The following is a 17,216-nucleotide window of genomic DNA, read 5'->3' on the forward strand; positions in this document are numbered from 1 at the left end:
CAACGCCATTTTTGGATCGAACCATAACCCGCCGGCCGTGACCGGCGGGCAGAAGGATCAACCGACCCTTAGATTTTCTGCGGATTCCTTGCCGCGGTTTGCTACGACCTCATAGCTCACCTTGTCGCCTTCATTGAGCGAGCCGATGCCAGCCTTCTCCACGGCCGAGATGTGCACGAAAACATCCTTGCCGCCGCTGTCGGGCTGGATGAATCCGAAGCCCTTCTGCCCGTTGAACCACTTCACAGTACCTGTCGCCACGTCCGCACTCCATGTTGAAACGATCGAGCTATCATGAGGGCTCGCTTGGATTACCGCAAGGAAAACCCGCCGGCGGACCGCCGGGCGTCCTCGAATCCGCAGGCATCATCTTCCCGGTGGACGGCCAATCGATCGATGATCGGGCCAAAATGGCATGAATGCGACCATTCGGCCGATTGTATTCGGCCTGATGGCGCTTGATCGCGTCCTCCCTGCTCTTGGCGCTCGTCGGCATGACTGGCGTGCAGCGCGTCCGCTTGGCTATGGGTGGATGCGGTCGAAACCGCTCGGCCGTTCAGATGACGCGGCTGTCGTAAGCCCAGTGCAGCAATGCCTGACGCTGACGCGGTCGGCACATTGGGTCGCCCGGCTCGCAATGTTTTGTAACTTGTGAAACGTGGCGCTTCATCGCCTTCCATCGCCTGATCTGGCGGGCGTCCTCGCCGGGCATTCGGCGGCCCATGTAGTAGCGGCAATACCATTGGAACCACCCGCGCGGATCGTCGGAACATATCCAGCCCTTTTTCCGCCAAACCGACAACGGCTGGCTCGCGTCCACGCCGAAATAATTCAGTGCACAATCGCGACCCGAGGGGGAGAGCTTGGCGCGCCTGAACCAGCTTGCCGGAAACTCGTTCTGGCAGTCGGTGAGGTATTTGCCGCAGAACACGCCGAGTTCGAGCATCTGCTTCGGCGTCAGATCGGGCCGGAACGCCGGATCGAAGTCGCACCCAGCCGGCGCGGTCAGTTCATAACGATAGCCGTCCTGCATCGTATCGTTGACGAGGACGGTGCGGCGACGCATGGGACGATCCTTATCGGTCGTTGGCTATATGACGGGCACGTAACAGGGCTCCGGGCATGGCCGCTAGTTCAACGCCAGGATGGAGGCGTTGAGCGTCGAGGCAAAGGCCACCCAGGCGGCATAGGGCGTAAACAGCAATGCGGCCTCGCGGTCCCGCCGCCATGACGTCACGATGAAGGCGAGGATCATGGCGAGAAGCAGCAGGATCACGACGAGCGCAATACCGACCTGATGAGCCGCAAAGAAAATGGGCGACCAGAGAAAGTTGAATACCAACTGCGACCACCACAACCGCATCGGCCAGCCGCCCGCATCTCGTCGCCAGATGCGCCATCCGGCGATGGCGATAAGGACATAAAGCAAGGTCCACACCGGCGCGAACAACCAGTTGGGCGGATTGAAGGAAGGCTTGGCGAGCCCGGCATACCATTCGCCGGGCGCCGTCAGGAAGCCAATGGCCAAGCCGCCGCCGACCACAAGGACGAGGAAAGGGATCAGAGCGAGGCGACGGTCAGCTTTCGGCATCTTGGAATTTTGCATTCAGTTAGTGGTCGAAACTTGATGTCACCGGGCGAGAGAACTCCAAAGACGCCCGCTGCCTCAATTTCCGCACGCTGATTTCCGCCGTGATTTATCCCCTGTTCGTTCGATTTTGCAGTGTCACTTTAACCAACGCGCAACGTTTTTGCCGAAGGCTTCCATGACAGGAGGTCATCGAACGTGAGCGACACGCGCGATCCCAAAAGCGGCGGACTGCGCCACTTTTCCACGGCGCCGACGCGCTCGCTCGAGCAAAGGCCGTCGCGCCTCGCGCATTGGCCGCCGCCGTTCCGCAGCACCGCCGCGAAGCCGAAAATCATCCGGCATAAACCCGATGAGAAGCCGCAGCGGGCAAAGCTGCGCGGCTGGCGCCTAACGCGGGCGATGTTCTCCGAATTCGAGGAAGAGTAAGTCCAGCCGACAACACCGGCCAGCTCGCCCCCTGCCTTGGTTTCAACCAGTCTTCGGCTTTTTGGCGAGCAGCTTCATCTCGCGGAATCGCTTTGCCCAGCCCTCGCGCACAGTCTGCTGGCCGCGCCCGACCGCAAGCGCGTCGTCCGGGACATTTTTTGTGACGACCGACCCCGAACCCACATAGGCGCCGGCGCCGATCTTCAGCGGCGCGACCAGCGATGAATTGGAGCCGACGAAAGCGCCCTCGCCGATTTCGGTGCGATACTTGTTGAAGCCGTCGTAGTTGCAGGTGATGGTGCCCGCGCCGATGTTGGCGTTCGCGCCGATGTGCGCATCTCCGACATAGGTCAGGTGATTGACCTTGGCCCCGGCTTCGAGAACGGCGGCCTTGATCTCGACGAAGTTTCCGACCTTCGCACCCTCGCCTAGCGACGTTCCCGGCCGCAGCCGCGCGTAGGGACCGACCGACGCGTTCCTGCCGATCGATGCATGAACGAGATGCGAGAATGAGTGGATCACGGCGCCGTCTGCGATGCTCACGCCGGGTCCGATGACCACATAAGGCTCGATGGTCACGTCTTTGCCGAACGAGGTGTCTGCGGCAAGAAAGACGGTCTCGGGGGCGACCATGGTCACGCCGGCGTCGAGCGCCGCCTTGCGCAGCCGCGCCTGCATGACCTGTTCGGCCTCGGCCAGTTGAGACTTGGTATTGATGCCGCGCACCTCATCCTCGCTGGTTTCGATCACCGTTGCCGTTAGGCCGAGCCCCCGAATGATGGCAACGGCATCGGTGAGATAATATTCTCCCTTGCTGTTGGCGTTGCCTATTTTATCAATGATCTGAAGCGCCGTCTTGCCGTCGAACGCCATGACGCCGGCGTTGCAGAGCGTGATACGGCGTTCGTCGGCGCTCGCCTCCGCCTGCTCGCGGATCGCTGTCAGCCCGCCATTGTCCACGATCAGCCGGCCGTAGCCGGTGGGATCAGCGGCGTGAAAGCCGAGGACGACGAGCGACGCGCGGGCCTGCAGCGGCACCCGCATCCGCGCGAACGTATCGGCCGAGATCAGCGGGGTGTCGCCAAACGCAATCACGAGATCGTCGGCGCCGCGGGCGATGGCCTCGCGTGCCGCGAGCACGGCGTGCGCAGTCCCGAGACGCTCGCGCTGGACGAGCGTCATCACATCCGGCCGCACCCGCCTCGCTTCATTGGCGACCGCCTCATGGCCCGGACCCACGACGACCGCCAGCGATGTTCCCGGACCGCTCGGCGCGGCGGACAACACGTGCGACAGCAGCGTCTGCCCTGCCACTGGATGCAGCACTTTCGGCAGCGAGGAGCGCATCCGCGTCCCCTCGCCCGCCGCAAGCACGATGGTCAGACAGCTCCGGCCGGTCATTCAAGCCCTCGTTCTCCGGCGCATCATACGCCGCCGACGTCATAAAGCGTTTTTGCGCGAAGGGGAAACCGCCGCGGCTCTCTGAGATCGGGCAGATTTCCTGTTAGCATTTGGCGTGATTCGGGGTGCAGGGGTCCGGCGTCATCATTATGGCGAAGAATAAGAAAAATTTTGGCGAGAGCGCGCTGGCCGATGAAAGCGGCGGCTGGCTAAGCGGCTTTCTGGCCGACGAGGGCGCGTTCGACCGTCGTATCCTCTGGCGGCTTGGGTCCTGGGGAATCGGCTCGATCGCCGCCATGACCCTCGCAATTCTGGCGTACCAGCCCGGGAATGGCTTCCGAAAAGAAGCCGGGACCGCACTCCGACACGAGCAGGTCGCCACGGCCAATCTGTCAAGGCAATCGCAGCAACTTCAATCGTTGGCAAAGACGAGCGAACATGAAATCAGTCGTATCTCCTCCGCCATCAACACATTGAACGACGATCGCGACCGGTTGTTTGCCCGCGTCACCGCACTCGAGCAGGGACTCGATTCCGTCACCGGCTCCATAAGCCAAAACGTGGAGCAAAACGCTCGGCGGGCTCCCACTCGCACAGAAGCCTCCCTGGACTCGCCGCCGGTTGAAGCGCCACTCCTCCCGCCGCCCGATTTTGCGCTACGGGCGAAGCGGCACGACCCGCCGATAAAATCCGTTGCGTCAAACAGCCGATCAGCGAACGGTGAGGCCTCCGGAGACATGCATCCGTCTGCACCGGCTGCTTTTGCCGCAGCGGCTGAAACGACGGCAAGGCCATCCCCCGCAGACCTTTCGTCCGCGCCTGCAATCCCTCCATCCGCAAATCCGTCATCCGCCCCGGCTTCGCCCGCAACGGCCCGGTCCGCGCCGAAGGCGACGCCGGCCACACCACAGGTCGCATCACGACCTGCGATCGTCGCACAGGATCTACCCGCAACGAGACCCGGCGGGCCGGATGAGACAGCGTCCGTTACGCCTAAAACGACGGAACCGAAGGAAGACAGGGAGCCTCACAAGGATAAGGATGCTGGGCGCAAGGATGCGCAAATCGTCGTCGCATCCATTCCCGCAGCCACCGATCCCCCACAACCACCCTCACCGGTGGCGCACACCGATTTCGGTGTCGATCTCGGCAGCGCCAACTCGATCAAGGGTTTGCTGGCGCTGTGGCGGAGCGTTCTGAAATCGGAGCCAAACGAGTTGACCTCGCTGCAGCCGATCATTGTGGTGAAGGAACGCATAAACGGGATCGGCATGCAGTTGCGTCTCGTCGTCGGACCGCTGGCCGACGCAGCAGCCGCGGCAAGGATTTGTGCTGTTCTGTCCGAAAGCGGCCGCGTCTGCGAAACTGCCGTGTTCGAAGGCCAGCGCCTCGCCACGAACGAAGACGGCAGAGAGAGAGGTGCCCTCGTCACGGCAAAAAAACCGAAGGGGGCGCATGCGTCATCACGGCATCGGCATAACGGGACAAACGGGAGATCAGTGCGTGCCGAAGAACCGGCGCCACCACCACCGCCAGCTCCCCCACCACCACCAAATCCGTCAACGTCAGGTTCGTTCTTTTCACACTGAAACGTCCCCGGCAGCGGGACCCGGTTTCGGGTTGTCGGGCCGACCGATCCGGACCATATTGGCGCTATGAAAAAAGATCCGTTCCGGCTCACACCTTACCAGGTGCAATGGCTGCTGATTGTTGGCTTCCTGAGCGTCGGTTACGCACTTTATCTCCGCTATCTCGCGGTCGAGCTGTCCACGGTCTCGCTGGCATGTGACGGCGGCCTGCAAACCATGCTGTGCGGAAGCCGCAGCGTCGCGACCTACCTGTTTCGCAACCACGTCTTCGGCATCGCCGCGCTGGTGATCGCAGTGCTGCACCTGATCCGGCCGTCGATCGTACTGTTGACCGCGGGGTTGGCTGCCGCCGGATTCGGAATCGTACTCTACAATGTCGGCCTTTCCGGTCTTGCGGTCGGCCTGCTTATCCTGGGGTTTGCGCGGCCCGCGCCCGCCACAGCGTGACGCCGAGCATGGCATACACCGCGCAGGTCCAGAGCGACTGCCAGTTTTTCGGACCTTCATTGAACCCGACATAGACGGCCGCGATCACCAGCAGACCGGCAAAAACCTGTTCCGCAATCGGGCGGTTGCCTGCGAGCGGACGAGTGAGCCACGCCAGCGCCCCGCACGGCACCACCGCCATTGTCAGAGCCGCAAACGGAAAATCGCGGTAACGCGGATCGAAGACGAAGCCGAGGGCGGTCTCAGCTGCGATCAAGGTGGTCACGAGCAACGTGATCCCCAGCATCACCGACAACACCGAATCGGTGCGGCCGGGGCGCGGCCCCATCAATTCGACGAACGTCGGCAGCGCGCGTCCGGACATCAGGGCGTTCGCGCCCAACAACGGCGTGATGATTCCGGCTGCCAGCAGCAGGCCCCAGCGCAACGCATTGCCATATCCGTAACTCTCGTAACACAGCTTGTCTGCGGCTACTCCGAGTAGAATTCCCGCCGACGTCGCCGACACCGCAACCGCTATCCAGGACATCGGCCGCGGGGTCCAGGGCCTGCGCCGCAACGTCAGCATGGCAACCGCGAAGACGAGGACGCACAATCCCATACCGGCGCCCATCTGGATTTTCCAGAGCGGGAAATTGCTGATGGGTTCGCCGGCCGGATATTTCAGCTTCCGCCCGACGGCGTCGATCAAGCCCCAATTGCCGCCGACCGTGCCCTCGAGCTGGCGCTTCCAGGGCTGGTCGTAGGCCTCGATCAGATTGACGCGAAATTTCTCCCGCTTCGCCATGTCGAGAATTTCGGACACCACACGCGCCTGATTGGCGCGCGAGGGCAGCGCGCCCTCGCGCATGCGGCCGGCGCTCGGCCATCCTGTTTCACCGATCAGGATTTCCTTGGCGGGAAACGCCACGGCGACCTGCTTGCGGATCGCGTCGACATGCGCGGCGGCGTTGCGCGCACGGATCGGAAAATCCTCCCAGTACGGCAGGATGTGGATAGTGACGAAATCAACCGCCTCGTACACCTCGCGGTTACGAAGCCAGTATTCCCAGACGTCAGCATAGGTCACCGGCACCGTCACCTGCGACTTCACCAGGCGGATGTTGGCGGCGAGATCGGCGGCGGTCATTTCCCCGCGCAGCAGAACCTCATTGCCAACAACGAGCGCGATGATGGCGTCGGGGTGTTCCTTCGCAAGACCGACCGCGACGTTGATCTGAGCAAGGTTCTTCAGGCGGTTGTTGCCGAGCCAGATACCCTGGATGACCTTGAGACCGACCTTCGCCGCCAGAGCCGGCACCCGATCGAGGCCATTCTCGATCGAATAGGTCCTGACGCATTTCGAGATCTTGGCCAGCTGGGCAAGATCCTCGGCGATCTGCTCAGGCGGAATTTCGGTCGTCGCAACCAGCGGGGTCTGCTCGCCGCGGAACGGAGCATAGGACACGCATTCCAGTTTCGCCGCCGGATCGATCGGCGCTCGCGCAAGGTGGATCGGCGCGCCGAGCCACCACCACGCCGCCGCGATCAGGCCTAGCGAAACGACGAGAAGCGCCAGTGGCGTACGAAAGGAAATCGGCTCCATCCTCCACGAAAGAGTCGTCGATTACCGGGTCGAGGCGCTTCTGCCAAGAGCAGCGGCCGGACGACCACAACCTTTCAGGCCACCGCTTTACCACGATCGGATTAAACCAACGGCTTGCTGGACAAAATCCAAAATCTCCGTCATGGGAACCTGGGACGTGTCCGCCGCATTGGGGACCAATTTGAGCGGCATCTGACACCTGGATACAAGGTGGCGGCTGTCGTCAGACGGCTGCGGCCAGCAAAGTCGGGGGACTTTATGCGTCGAGTGCTGTTCGGATTCCACAACGCGTTCTTGCGTGGCTTTGCCGTTCCCGGCTTCGCCTTGCTGTTCGGCATCGGCGGCGCGATCGCGCAGAGCGGCGACCTCCGCGCCCAGGACCAGAACAAGCCGCCCGCGGCCAACTCGACAAACACGGCCGATGCCGCCAAGGACAGCCAGCACAAAACCGACGAATTCGTCGAAGCCGCACGCATCATCAACGGCCCGGCAGGAAACCCGGAATGCGTCTGGCTCGGGCGTCGCGTGGTTGTGTTGATGTGGCGCGATGACCTGGACACGGCCTTTCGTCATCTCGACCTCTATGATCGCTTCGGCTGCCCCGGCGGCCACGTTCAGGCGGCATTCCGCTGCCTGGTTCGGTTCGGGCCCATCGACCCGAAGGCCCCCGATGCGCTGAGCGGTCGCGTTCATACCTGCTGGATCAATCCGGACGCACAGCCGGCTGAGCCTGCCGCCGATGCGTCTTCCCCGCCTGCTGCAGGCGCCGCGCCGACCTCTGCGGCTCCGCCTCCGGCACAGCCAGCTCCCGCTGCGCCGAAAAAGTAGCTGCCGACGCCGCCGCCAAGAAACCTTTCTCAATTTTCATGGTTGACGCCGTAGGTCGCCCTCAAAACGCCACGGCGTCATACGAGTTGTAAAATCACAGGGTAGAGATATCTCTGCCGATGTGTCGGACCTAGGGGACGGGTCCGCGTTCGTGTTGGGCTCGCCCCTTATGGTTTTGTCGCGATGCGCGCTGTCGTCGCCGTTCTGCTGTTTGTGACCGCTGCACACGCTGGTCTCTGGGGACTTCTTCAGGAAAAGCAGCAGGCTCCCGACTTCAAGGGTGTTCTGACGAGCGTCTCCTATGCGCCGTTCGAAGGAGCGGCACATCCGGACGTCGACAATATCCCCACCGTCGAGAAAATCCGCTCCGACATGAAAGCGCTGGTCCCCCTGACCCGCGCGATCCGTCTGTATTCGTCGACCGGCGGCGTCGAACTTGTGCCACCGATCGCCAATGAGTCCGGCCTCAAGGTCATGGTCGGCGCGTGGATCGACAAGCATGTCGAGCGCAACGAGCGCGAGATGCTGGCCGCCATCGATCTCGCGAAACACAACAGCAACGTCAACGGAATCGTCGTCGGCAACGAGACGATCTATCGCGGCGATCAAAAGGTCGCGGATCTCATCAAGCTTATTCAGCGCGTGAAAGGTTCCGTGAATGTACCTGTAACCACAGGTGAAATCTGGAATATCTGGCTGGAGCATCCTGAGCTTGCATCGTCGGTCGACTTCATCGCCGCGCACATCCTGCCCTATTGGGAGGGCTTTTCGAGCAAGCAGGCGGTCGATCAGGCCCTCATTATCTATCAAAAGCTGCGCGATGCCTTTCCCGGCAAACGGATCGTGATTGCTGAATTCGGTTGGCCAAGCGCCGGGTACAATCTCAGGAACGCCGATCCCGGTCCGTTCCAGCAGGCGGTCACGCTACGTAATTTTGTCACCAAGGCGCAGTCGATCGGCATGGAATACAACATCGTCGAAGCCATCGACCAGCCATGGAAGTTCTTCGAGGGCGGCGTCGGCCCCTACTGGGGCATGCTCAACGCGGATCGCGAACCCAAATTTTCCTGGACCGGCCCTGTCGTCAATCCAGCGTACTGGAAGCTCGCGGGCATAGCGCTTCTGATCGGCGTCCTGCTGTCCTTGCCCATTCTGCGGCTCGTCCGTCCAACGGTGATGCAGGCCCTGCTGCTTTCGGCAGCCGCCAACGGCGTCGGCGCCTGGGTCGCGACGGTCTTCTCTTACTGGACCGGCCATTACTTCGTTTTCGGTTCAGCCTTCGCACTGACGCTCGGCCTGATCCTGCTGGTGCCGCTGATCCTGATCGCGATGGCGCGCATCGAGGAGATCGCGGCCGTGGCATTCGGACAGCGCCCACAGCGGCTGATCACGAGGGATGTAGCGGCCGCCGCACTGACGGCCACTGACGCGCCGTTACCCAAAGTCTCGATTCACGTGCCGGCCTATTTCGAGCCGCCCGAGATGCTCAAGCAGACACTCGATGCGGTCGCGCGCCTCGACTACCCGAATTTCGAATGCGTGGTGATCATCAACAACACCCCCGATCCGGCGTTCTGGCAGCCGATCCAGGATCACTGCCGTACGCTCGGCGAGCGCTTCAAGTTCATCAACGCCGAGAAGGTCCAGGGCTTCAAGGCCGGCGCGCTGCGGATCGCCATGGAGCGCACGGCCGCCGACGCCGAGATCATCGGCGTTATCGATGCCGACTATGTGGTGCAGCCGGACTGGCTCAGGGATCTGGTGCCGGCCTTCAACGACCCGCGCGTCGGTCTCGTTCAGGCGCCGCAGGATCATCGCGACGGCGACCGCTCGCTGATGCACTACATCATGAACGGTGAATATGCCGGCTTCTTCGACATCGGCATGGTCCAGCGCAACGAAGCCAACGCCATCATCGTCCACGGCACGATGTGCCTGATCCGCCGCGCCGCGATGGACATGGCTGGAGGCTGGGCCGGTGACACCATTTGCGAGGATACAGACCTCGGCCTCGCGATGATCGAGCATGGCTGGACAACCCATTACACCAACACCCGCTACGGTTACGGCCTGCTGCCCGACACCTACGAGGCCTTCAAGAAACAGCGCCACCGCTGGGCCTATGGTGGATTCCAGATCGTCAAGAAGCACTGGCGCCGCTTTCTGCCGGGCGCGAGCCGGTTATCGCAGGACCAGAAGCGCGAATTCACCCTGGGCTGGCTCAACTGGCTTGGCGCCGAAAGCCTCGGCGTCGTTGTGGCGATCCTAAACCTGATCTGGGTGCCGATCGTGGCCTTCGCCGATATCGCCATCCCGGACAAAATTCTGACCCTGCCGATCATCGCGGCGTTCGTGGTATCGATGGTCCATTTCGTGGCGCTGTACCGCCTGCGCGTGCCGGTCAAAACCGCTCAGATGCTGGGCGCCATGGTGGCCGCCATGTCGGTGCAGTGGACTGTGTCCCGCGCAGTCGCGCAGGGACTCATCACAGAGCATCTTGCCTTCGCGCGCACCTCGAAGGGCGGCCTATCGCGGATGTCAATCGAGTTTCAGGCGTTCTGGGAAGCGGTGATCGGCGTTCTCCTGCTCGCCGGCGCCGCCGTGCTGATCGCGAGCAATCAGTACAAGGAAGTCCACGAGATCTACATCTTCGCGGGCGTGCTGGTGCTGGAGAGCCTGCCATTCCTGTCGGCCGTCGCGATCGCCATTCTTGAGACCTCGCGCATCAACGAGTTTTCATTCTGGCGCAACACCCGCATCCGCAGCGCGGAATTGATCGGCCTGCGGCCGGCGCCGATGCCGACCAGCGCGTCGCCGCCGGTCGGCTCCGAAATTCAGCGCGAAACAACCTGATCAGGCCGACGTTGTTCGTTTGCAGATTGCTGGAAATCTTGTCTGTAAGGTTCAGATTCCGGTAGATTATTTTGTGCTGTACAGTATCGCGCTCCAAACCCGGCGACTATTGACCCAAGCTAGCGGTACCCCTACACAGCGCGGCATGTGAGCGCGTAGCTCAGGTGGTAGAGCACGTGACTTTTAATCATGGGGTCGAGGGTTCGAGTCCCTCCGCGCTCACCATTGAAAAATATAGAGTATTTGTGATTTTAGAGTGCGCCAGTTGAGGTGCATTTTCTATCGGGGCCACTTGTAGGGCCACTTAGACGTTAGATTCGCCCACGCGCCGACGGCAGAATCAGCCTGCTAAGCCAGGATTCGAACTCCCCGCCCATAACCCACGCCATACCCGCTCAGCGTCTTTCTGATCGGCCGCGTACTTGCCTTTTGAATACTGCGGCCAATCGAACGCCAGCCCTGCCCGCGCTAACCACGAGGCAATGTCGACGCCATCAATCGAGCAAACCGCAACAGTCGCCTGTATTGATCGACGGCGACGGGCGCCCCGCTATCTCGTCGCATCGCCGCTCACCTTCCCGTCGGTCGCCGGCCGAACCGATACATGTCGGGTGGCTCGCGAAGCTGCGGCAGGCCCTGCGGGCGCTCCGGATAAATGAACTCCTCGCCACGCAGCCAGCGGCCCTCGAATCGGTCCCAAAATTGGATGGCGTCTAGCTGCACCGCAAACTCATAGACGCACCACGTCCCCTCCCGTTGGATGCGTTCGCCAGTCCCGTCGAACGGGATGCTATTGAGCTTGCAGACGGCGTCGATAAATCCCCAGTGCTCCCTGACGTACAAGTCAGCCAGTGCGACGTGGTACGGCCGCGACCTTTTCCATCGGAAATCGCCGCCACCTCGCGAGTGAAAATCTTTCCGCTGCATCATGAACTCTGGCAGCCGCGCAATGCCCTTGGCGATGCGCCGCGCTTCATCGGAGGTCAGGTGCTCGTGGTATTGGCCGAACCGCGTTTGGTGAAGGTCATCGCGGGCGTAGATATGGGCAAGCCGGATCCCGTTGGCGTCCAGCACCTCGAACCCGTGTTGGGTACGTTCGACGGACCACGGGGACGGAAAGCGTCGTTTTGGACCGCTTGATTCCATAAGAACAAAATAGGAACATGCTCCTCGTCGGGTCAAGACGGAACAGCGACATGCAGGTCAGTCCACAGCGGGACGAAAGCGACAGTCTGGAAGTTGCGGTCGCACAGGCAATTGAGGCTTGCGACGGTGATCTGCGCGCGACGATTCGGGCGCTGATCGTGGCGAATGAATTTCTAGAGGCGCAAATCTCGCACGGCTACCTGCGCGGCGTGAGACACGGAAGATTCAATACCTATTCGGGATAACGGATATGGCAGACATCCCCATGTCCTGACATTCATACTCGGCGGGAGATGATACTCTTGCTCTCACGCTTTGGTTGCAGGATATTAGAACTACATGGTTCAAGCCGAGTGGCACCTTTCACTTCTATTTGATACGGGCCTTTCACTTGATTTCGAACCAAAACCGGATTATAGTAGTTTTGCTATAGGAGGTAAGGTGGCGACACCTTCTAAGCCAAAACGCCAGAACAATATCCACTTTATTGGCTCAAGTAAGAAAGACCTCAAGGCCCTCCCTAAGGGGCCACGGGCTATCTTCGGGTATGCCATTCTTCTTGCGGAAAATGGCATGAAACACCCGGATGCCAAACCGATGAAGGGGTTTGGCGGAGCTGGTGTGTTGGAGGTTGTGGAAGACTCCGATGGAGATACATACCGCGCGGTCTATTCGGTGAAATTCGGCAATACGGTGTATGTCCTCCACGCATTCAAGAAGAAATCAAAAGTCGGTTTTAAGACGCCGCCACGAGATATGGAGACCATCACGCAACGGCTAAAAGTGGCTGAGGAACACTACAAAAAGAACAACTCGCCGAAGAAAAAGTGAGTTTTGGAATAGAGGTAAGAGCTATGGCAAAGACATCAGTCGTTCGGAGTAAGGGAAATATCTTTGCTGATCTTGGATTCGAAAATGCTCACGAGCAGAATGTAAAAGCCCATCTGGCTCTTCTGATTACCAAAATCATCGAAAAATTTGGTCTTACCCAGGGGCAGGCCGCGACTCGAATGGGTGTCAAGCAACCGGATGTCTCAAAGTTGCTGCGCGGGAATCTAGACGGCTTTTCACTGGAAAGACTGCTTTTCTTTATTCGAGTCCTCGGCTCCGATATCGAAATTAAGATCAAGCCAAGCAAGCCGAAACAAGAAGGAAGAATTCGCGTTTCAGCCTAGAGATCAAACCCGCCATCTTCGGCGGGTTTTTTGTTCGTCGGCCGACCATTCGCAGCATCAACGTGCGGTTATGTTCGGCGATCTTTCGTGTAGCAAGTGGGCGCCGTGGAGCCTTTGCATCACTATTTATTCGTAGGTGCCACATCTTCAAAAACATCAACTCCGAGTTCGCTTAGAGCTTCGATCGCAGCACGTGCTCTTTCAAACCAGATTTCTCCAGCGTGCCTGTGAGTATCTGGAAAGCTCTCGATCGCAGCGAGAAACAAGTCCGCCAGTTCGTCCGTCACGTCATTGCTCCGCGGATGTTCGTTGGTCGTTCACTTGTGGTCAGGCGTGTCTACGACGCCCTCACCGCAGCGGCACCACGTTGCCCCAAGCGAGGTCATCACGCGGCCAAGGCTCATCGTTGGCATCGTATGCCACATACTTGTCCACGATCGCGCTGATGTGTTCTCGACTGAAATGCCCCGCTGAGTAAAAGGCCCAGATGTCGGTTAATGCCATGCCGATGATGTCGGGCACTGTCTGCGGCATTCCTGCTTTGCAAGCATTGGCGGCAGTGCGGGGTGCGTTGAAAACTTCAGCGGCGAAAATTTGCTCGATATCCATCGTCGCCTCCCTTACGCCCGAAACCCGAAGTCGGGCATCTGAATCCCGCATTCATTTGCGATCGCTTCTGCTGCGGCGAGAATCTGCTCTTGGTCGTTGATCAAAACGCCGTCGGCTAGCGTCATGACGGTGCGCGCGACGAAATCCATATCGATCGTTTTGGTGTTATTCTGATTGGCAGCTTGGGCCATGGGTTCACTCCGTGGTCTGGGTTAGGGCTGCTTTTTGGCGTTCCAGCGCCGGGCAGCCCGCTTCACTTAACAGACTGGAAAATACAGGTTTTGCAGATGGTCGTCAATGGACATTTGCTATGTAATTCAATTACTTAGGTGCAGTATGTCAACGCTCAATGCAGTATGTCAACGCGCACCAAATTCGGACATTCGATCAAAGGTCTATGCAATCTGCGGGACGGTCCCGTGTAGTTTCTAATTGCGATGCGGGCGGAAAATGGGGGCGAAATTGAACGACTGGCAGCCACTGACGTCAGGACCGCCGTCCGAGGAAACCGGCGTTGTACTTCTAGCATCTGGTCAACTGCTGAAGATTCGCGGCGTCACTCTATATCCCGTCGACATGGTGTCGGAGATTTCGCAACTGCGCGAAAGGGCCGTGGCTAAGATGGGCGGCGTTTCCACTGGTATAGGATTTTTAGGATCGCCCGGATGGGCTATCGGCGCAGGAGCCGCGCTCGGGTTAATTGAAGGAGCACTGTCGTCGTCTGCGCGCAAAGAGGGCATTCGAATGCTGCTTGAAGCAGATGAAAAACACCTTGGGCTGCGAAGACGCGGCCGCGTCTTTCCGTTCGGTCGCATCACTAACAGGGATCAACCGAACCCGAATTTATGGCGTGCGGAAGGTGATGAAGTAAAAAGCTGGTTGGGGCCGAAAAAGGTAGAGACGTTCGTTCACGACGGTAGCGAGTTTTTCACCGCCGACACCGAAACCGGATTGATGAATATCCGCTGGCAGAGCGTGGTCGCATTTACATCAGCGCCTAACTGACCAGACTGTGATTTCCGCAACCACGCCCTCGCTAATAGAATCCGGTTTCGAGTACGGCGGCGGTCCGTTTCGGTTTTCCGACGAATGACCAGAGTGCAATTGCAACAGCGAGCACAAGGTCATCATGCTTTCCGACGCGGGCTTCCCATGTGCTACGGCCGGCCGCGCTCACCTTCCGCTGGAAGTCTTTGAGTTCATCAGCCATGGCGCCCGCTTCACTCAGTGCCGCGGCAAAACGCAACTCTCCGAGATGTAAACGGGCGTCCAACGTCGAGATCAGAATGCCTTTCGGCACATGCCAGCGCCGATCGCCAACATCCGTCTGCTCATTACCAGCCGTGATCGTCACCTGTGTCGGCCGCATTCCCGCATCGTTGAACAGATCACCAACGGCACGGCCGACGCCTGTGGCATCGATGATGAATTCGCAACCATCCTTTAGCGGTGGGCGCGCAAGCAATCGCGCAACCTCGGAAACCTGGTCGACGTAGCTCAATCCGAGCGGCAGCCGCTGCAGATGGCGCACGTCAAAGTGCTCGCAAACTTTGCTAATTCCATCGCGCCAATGTTTGCGCTCTACCGTGCGATGCTGCATGACACAGATCGCGGTCGGATCATTACTCTGACCAAGGTCAGCGGCTAACGTCCATTCGTCGGTGATGAACTCTTGGAACCCTTCCGTTACGCCCCCGCGTTTGGTTTCGTTCGGCGCTGTTACGCCCATAGTGGTTCGACCTCAGTTGTGAAGGCACGTTCGATGACGGCCGTCGGGAAAGCATTCTCGGCACTATCGACGAAGGCGAGTTCGTATTCCTCGCTGTATCGAGCCGGCCCTAAATTCTTTAACTCGTCCGCAAGGAACTCTTTCGAGATGCGCGGACAGTCCGACGCTGACACGCGCACGCGGTGCCATTCGTTGTCGCCATGCCAGGCATCGAAGAACCAACCACGCTTGCCGGCCGGCGTGGTAAGCGCGATCAAACTGCCATCGGAGCGCGTAGCAAGCATTGGGCGCACCGCAGCCATAAGGTCATCCTCCACCCGGCTGGCTTCATCTACGACCACAAGCGAGACGCCCGCTATACCTCTGATGGTGGCGCTCGTTCCAGGTAGGGCTAGGATGCGCGAACCATTGGTCATCTCGATCTTGAGCACAGAGTCGCCGACAAGTTCCGGCGCACCATTGAGGCTGCCGTGCAGCTTCTTAATCTGCCGAAGCATTTCGCCGGATTGGCGATTGCTGGGGCTGACAATCACCACCAGGGCACCGGTCTCGTAGATCGCGCGGTGCAAGGCCATCAGGGCCGTGACGGTGGTCTTGCCGGACTGGCGCGAGCACAGAAGCAAGGCCCGCTTCGGATTGACCCGTAATAGGTCCGCCTGCCACGGGTCGCACTCGATCCCCGCATCGCGGGCCATTAGGACCGGATCCACGGCTCGGGCGAAGTCGGCGGCAATCAGCATGGTGGTGGCGGCAGTATGGTGGTGGGCGCCGGAGCGGCCGGTTCGTGCTCGATCAGGACGGGTTCAGGACGCGCCCTGCCCTTGCCCGCAGCCGCGGTGATATCGACGGCGGCATCGCTTTCGAGTTGATGCAATGCGGCACCCACGGCCCGCGCTGCCTCAGGGAACGGGCGCAGCGCCGCGATTAGGGTCGACCGCAATTTCAAGTAGTCGGGACTGACCAGGAGGTTCGTATGACGGACGTCGTGAACCTGGACCAATTGGCCCAGCAGCTTGGCGACCAACGTCAAGTTCGCCGTGATGGCGTTCTCAGCGGCCACCGAACCCTTGATGTCCCCATGTTCGGCGGCGAAGTCAGCCTTGACCAGGAGACGCGCCCGCTGTGCGACCAAGCTGGCGATCAGGCCCTCGCTCTCCGCCGTCCGTAGCGCCTCCAGATCGATCGCCGCCGGCTTCTGGGCCGAGAGGATGGCGGCGCGCTGTGCGGGCGTCAGGTGGTTCTTGGCATGGCGGAGAATGGCGTCCTTCGACAAGCCGAAACGGTCACCAAGGACGCGGCCCGCAACGCCATGCGTAAGCCCGATCTCGATTTGGTGCCGATGGTCGTGGTCGCAAACCGTGCACCTGGTGCCGCGTTTACCCAAAGTCAGAAACTCGCAAATATGAGGCGCAGTTAAAGGGCATGTGGCCCTTATGTGGCCCTATCTTACTATGAAATAGGAATATTGTCAATATGTAGCCATTCTACGGGGGTTTCACGAACTAGACCACGTGACTAATTATCATGAGTTCTGCAAATACGGGGTGCTTTCGACCTTGGATTCCGCGGCGGGTTGAAGGGCGGGGAGTTGTGCGACGAGCGCCCCGGAGTGTTGCGACGATGGAAGCGGTAGCAAAGACGGGAGTTTGTCCAAAGTTACGAGTTGACAGAATCCGCACGCGCGCACGTCACTTAGCGAAAAGGCCGAATGGCCTTGGACAGACGGACGGACGGACCGGACGAAAACGCGATTCCCACTAGACGATATGGAAGATACGATAGGTTGCATCTGTGGCGTGTAGATACAACCTACTCATCTATAGATACTAATATATAA

21 protein-coding genes and 1 tRNA gene are annotated in these 17,216 nt (G+C 60.0%); 10 read left to right on the forward strand and 12 right to left on the reverse strand.

Annotated elements, in window-relative coordinates; genetic code table 11:
* Window positions 1-57: 57 nt before the first annotated feature.
* The 3 genes from ACSZOQ_RS08390 to ACSZOQ_RS08400 form a co-directional block, all read right to left on the reverse strand.
* Window positions 58-261 (reverse strand): cold-shock protein, encoded by a 204-nt coding sequence (locus ACSZOQ_RS08390; protein ID WP_335578337.1) that lies wholly within the window; start codon window positions 259-261, stop codon window positions 58-60.
* Between the two features lie 295 nt (window positions 262-556).
* Window positions 557-1,066 carry a hypothetical protein gene (locus ACSZOQ_RS08395; RefSeq protein ID WP_439925547.1) on the reverse strand — a complete coding sequence of 170 codons (510 nt, stop codon included), beginning with the start codon at window positions 1,064-1,066 and terminating at the stop codon, window positions 557-559.
* Window positions 1,067-1,129: 63 nt separating this feature from the next.
* Complete coding sequence (locus ACSZOQ_RS08400) at window positions 1,130-1,591, reverse strand: TspO/MBR family protein (protein WP_439925549.1); 462 nt, start codon at window positions 1,589-1,591, stop codon at window positions 1,130-1,132.
* 195 nt (window positions 1,592-1,786) lie between these two features.
* Here ACSZOQ_RS08400 and ACSZOQ_RS08405 point away from each other — a divergent pair, with 195 nt between their 5' ends.
* The gene (locus ACSZOQ_RS08405) at window positions 1,787-2,017 is read left to right on the forward strand and encodes a hypothetical protein (RefSeq protein ID WP_439925551.1); all 231 of its coding nucleotides are present in this window, start codon (window positions 1,787-1,789) and stop codon (window positions 2,015-2,017) included.
* Window positions 2,018-2,059: 42 nt separating this feature from the next.
* Here the strand turns inward: ACSZOQ_RS08405 and glmU are convergent, their stop codons facing one another.
* Complete coding sequence (gene glmU / locus ACSZOQ_RS08410; RefSeq protein WP_439925553.1) at window positions 2,060-3,418, reverse strand: bifunctional UDP-N-acetylglucosamine diphosphorylase/glucosamine-1-phosphate N-acetyltransferase GlmU; 1,359 nt, start codon at window positions 3,416-3,418, stop codon at window positions 2,060-2,062.
* Window positions 3,419-3,567: 149 nt separating this feature from the next.
* Here glmU and ACSZOQ_RS08415 point away from each other — a divergent pair, with 149 nt between their 5' ends.
* Together ACSZOQ_RS08415 and ACSZOQ_RS08420 are read left to right on the forward strand one after the other, a co-directional pair.
* The gene (locus ACSZOQ_RS08415) at window positions 3,568-5,007 is read left to right on the forward strand and encodes a hypothetical protein (protein WP_439925555.1); all 1,440 of its coding nucleotides are present in this window, start codon (window positions 3,568-3,570) and stop codon (window positions 5,005-5,007) included.
* Between the two features lie 66 nt (window positions 5,008-5,073).
* On the forward strand, window positions 5,074-5,454 hold the full coding sequence (locus tag ACSZOQ_RS08420; RefSeq protein ID WP_439925557.1) for a hypothetical protein: 381 nt from the start codon (window positions 5,074-5,076) through the stop codon (window positions 5,452-5,454).
* Here the strand turns inward: ACSZOQ_RS08420 and ACSZOQ_RS08425 are convergent.
* Entirely contained in the window at window positions 5,414-7,039 is a 1,626-nt protein-coding gene (locus tag ACSZOQ_RS08425; RefSeq protein WP_439925559.1) for a glycoside hydrolase family 17 protein, read from the reverse strand. The genes ACSZOQ_RS08420 and ACSZOQ_RS08425 overlap by 41 nt on opposite strands.
* Window positions 7,040-7,297: 258 nt before the next feature.
* Between ACSZOQ_RS08425 and ACSZOQ_RS08430 the strand changes: the two genes are divergently transcribed.
* The 3 genes from ACSZOQ_RS08430 to ACSZOQ_RS08440 all read left to right on the forward strand — a co-directional run bounded on the left by ACSZOQ_RS08430 (window position 7,298) and on the right by ACSZOQ_RS08440 (window position 10,945).
* On the forward strand, window positions 7,298-7,867 hold the full coding sequence (locus ACSZOQ_RS08430) for a beta-1-3, beta-1-6-glucan biosynthesis protein (RefSeq protein WP_439925561.1): 570 nt from the start codon (window positions 7,298-7,300) through the stop codon (window positions 7,865-7,867).
* Window positions 7,868-8,050: 183 nt separating this feature from the next.
* On the forward strand, window positions 8,051-10,720 hold the full coding sequence (locus tag ACSZOQ_RS08435) for a glycosyltransferase (protein WP_439925563.1): 2,670 nt from the start codon (window positions 8,051-8,053) through the stop codon (window positions 10,718-10,720).
* A gap of 149 nt (window positions 10,721-10,869) precedes the next feature.
* Window positions 10,870-10,945 (forward strand) — tRNA-Lys (locus tag ACSZOQ_RS08440).
* A gap of 345 nt (window positions 10,946-11,290) precedes the next feature.
* Here ACSZOQ_RS08440 and ACSZOQ_RS08445 read toward each other — a convergent pair.
* Window positions 11,291-11,794 carry a hypothetical protein gene (locus ACSZOQ_RS08445; RefSeq protein WP_439925565.1) on the reverse strand — a complete coding sequence of 168 codons (504 nt, stop codon included), beginning with the start codon at window positions 11,792-11,794 and terminating at the stop codon, window positions 11,291-11,293.
* Between the two features lie 122 nt (window positions 11,795-11,916).
* On the opposite strand from ACSZOQ_RS08445, the gene ACSZOQ_RS08450 reads away from it, so the two are divergent.
* The 3 genes from ACSZOQ_RS08450 (at window position 11,917) to ACSZOQ_RS08460 (ending at window position 13,041) form a co-directional block, all read left to right on the forward strand.
* A complete protein-coding gene (locus ACSZOQ_RS08450) occupies window positions 11,917-12,111 on the forward strand; it encodes a hypothetical protein (RefSeq protein ID WP_439925566.1) in 195 nt (64 codons plus the stop codon).
* A gap of 94 nt (window positions 12,112-12,205) precedes the next feature.
* Entirely contained in the window at window positions 12,206-12,697 is a 492-nt protein-coding gene (locus tag ACSZOQ_RS08455; RefSeq protein WP_439925568.1) for a type II toxin-antitoxin system RelE/ParE family toxin, read from the forward strand.
* Between the two features lie 23 nt (window positions 12,698-12,720).
* A complete protein-coding gene (locus ACSZOQ_RS08460) occupies window positions 12,721-13,041 on the forward strand; it encodes a helix-turn-helix domain-containing protein (RefSeq protein ID WP_439925570.1) in 321 nt (106 codons plus the stop codon).
* 122 nt (window positions 13,042-13,163) lie between these two features.
* Here the strand turns inward: ACSZOQ_RS08460 and ACSZOQ_RS08465 are convergent, their stop codons facing one another.
* From ACSZOQ_RS08465 to ACSZOQ_RS08475, 3 genes are all read right to left on the reverse strand, one after another.
* The gene (locus ACSZOQ_RS08465) at window positions 13,164-13,328 is read right to left on the reverse strand and encodes a hypothetical protein (protein ID WP_439925572.1); all 165 of its coding nucleotides are present in this window, start codon (window positions 13,326-13,328) and stop codon (window positions 13,164-13,166) included.
* A gap of 61 nt (window positions 13,329-13,389) precedes the next feature.
* Complete coding sequence (locus ACSZOQ_RS08470; RefSeq protein ID WP_439925574.1) at window positions 13,390-13,650, reverse strand: hypothetical protein; 261 nt, start codon at window positions 13,648-13,650, stop codon at window positions 13,390-13,392.
* 11 nt (window positions 13,651-13,661) lie between these two features.
* Complete coding sequence (locus ACSZOQ_RS08475; RefSeq protein WP_439925576.1) at window positions 13,662-13,841, reverse strand: hypothetical protein; 180 nt, start codon at window positions 13,839-13,841, stop codon at window positions 13,662-13,664.
* 271 nt (window positions 13,842-14,112) lie between these two features.
* Here ACSZOQ_RS08475 and ACSZOQ_RS08480 point away from each other — a divergent pair, with 271 nt between their 5' ends.
* Complete coding sequence (locus tag ACSZOQ_RS08480) at window positions 14,113-14,655, forward strand: hypothetical protein (protein WP_439925578.1); 543 nt, start codon at window positions 14,113-14,115, stop codon at window positions 14,653-14,655.
* Between the two features lie 31 nt (window positions 14,656-14,686).
* Here ACSZOQ_RS08480 and ACSZOQ_RS08485 read toward each other — a convergent pair whose 3' ends face one another.
* The 3 genes from ACSZOQ_RS08485 to ACSZOQ_RS08495 are packed head-to-tail and all read right to left on the reverse strand — an operon-like array spanning window position 14,687 to window position 16,763.
* Window positions 14,687-15,379 carry a hypothetical protein gene (locus ACSZOQ_RS08485; RefSeq protein WP_439925579.1) on the reverse strand — a complete coding sequence of 231 codons (693 nt, stop codon included), beginning with the start codon at window positions 15,377-15,379 and terminating at the stop codon, window positions 14,687-14,689.
* Entirely contained in the window at window positions 15,370-16,119 is a 750-nt protein-coding gene (locus ACSZOQ_RS08490; RefSeq protein WP_439925580.1) for a phage terminase large subunit, read from the reverse strand. The genes ACSZOQ_RS08485 and ACSZOQ_RS08490 overlap by 10 nt, the downstream gene beginning before the upstream one ends.
* Window positions 16,113-16,763 (reverse strand): hypothetical protein, encoded by a 651-nt coding sequence (locus ACSZOQ_RS08495; protein WP_439925581.1) that lies wholly within the window; start codon window positions 16,761-16,763, stop codon window positions 16,113-16,115. The genes ACSZOQ_RS08490 and ACSZOQ_RS08495 overlap by 7 nt, the downstream gene beginning before the upstream one ends.
* Window positions 16,764-17,216 lie beyond the last annotated feature (453 nt).

Origin of the sequence: Nitrobacter sp. JJSN (assembly GCF_051912485.1) — a bacterium.
In the GTDB taxonomy this organism is placed as follows: Bacteria; Pseudomonadota; Alphaproteobacteria; order Rhizobiales; family Xanthobacteraceae; genus Nitrobacter.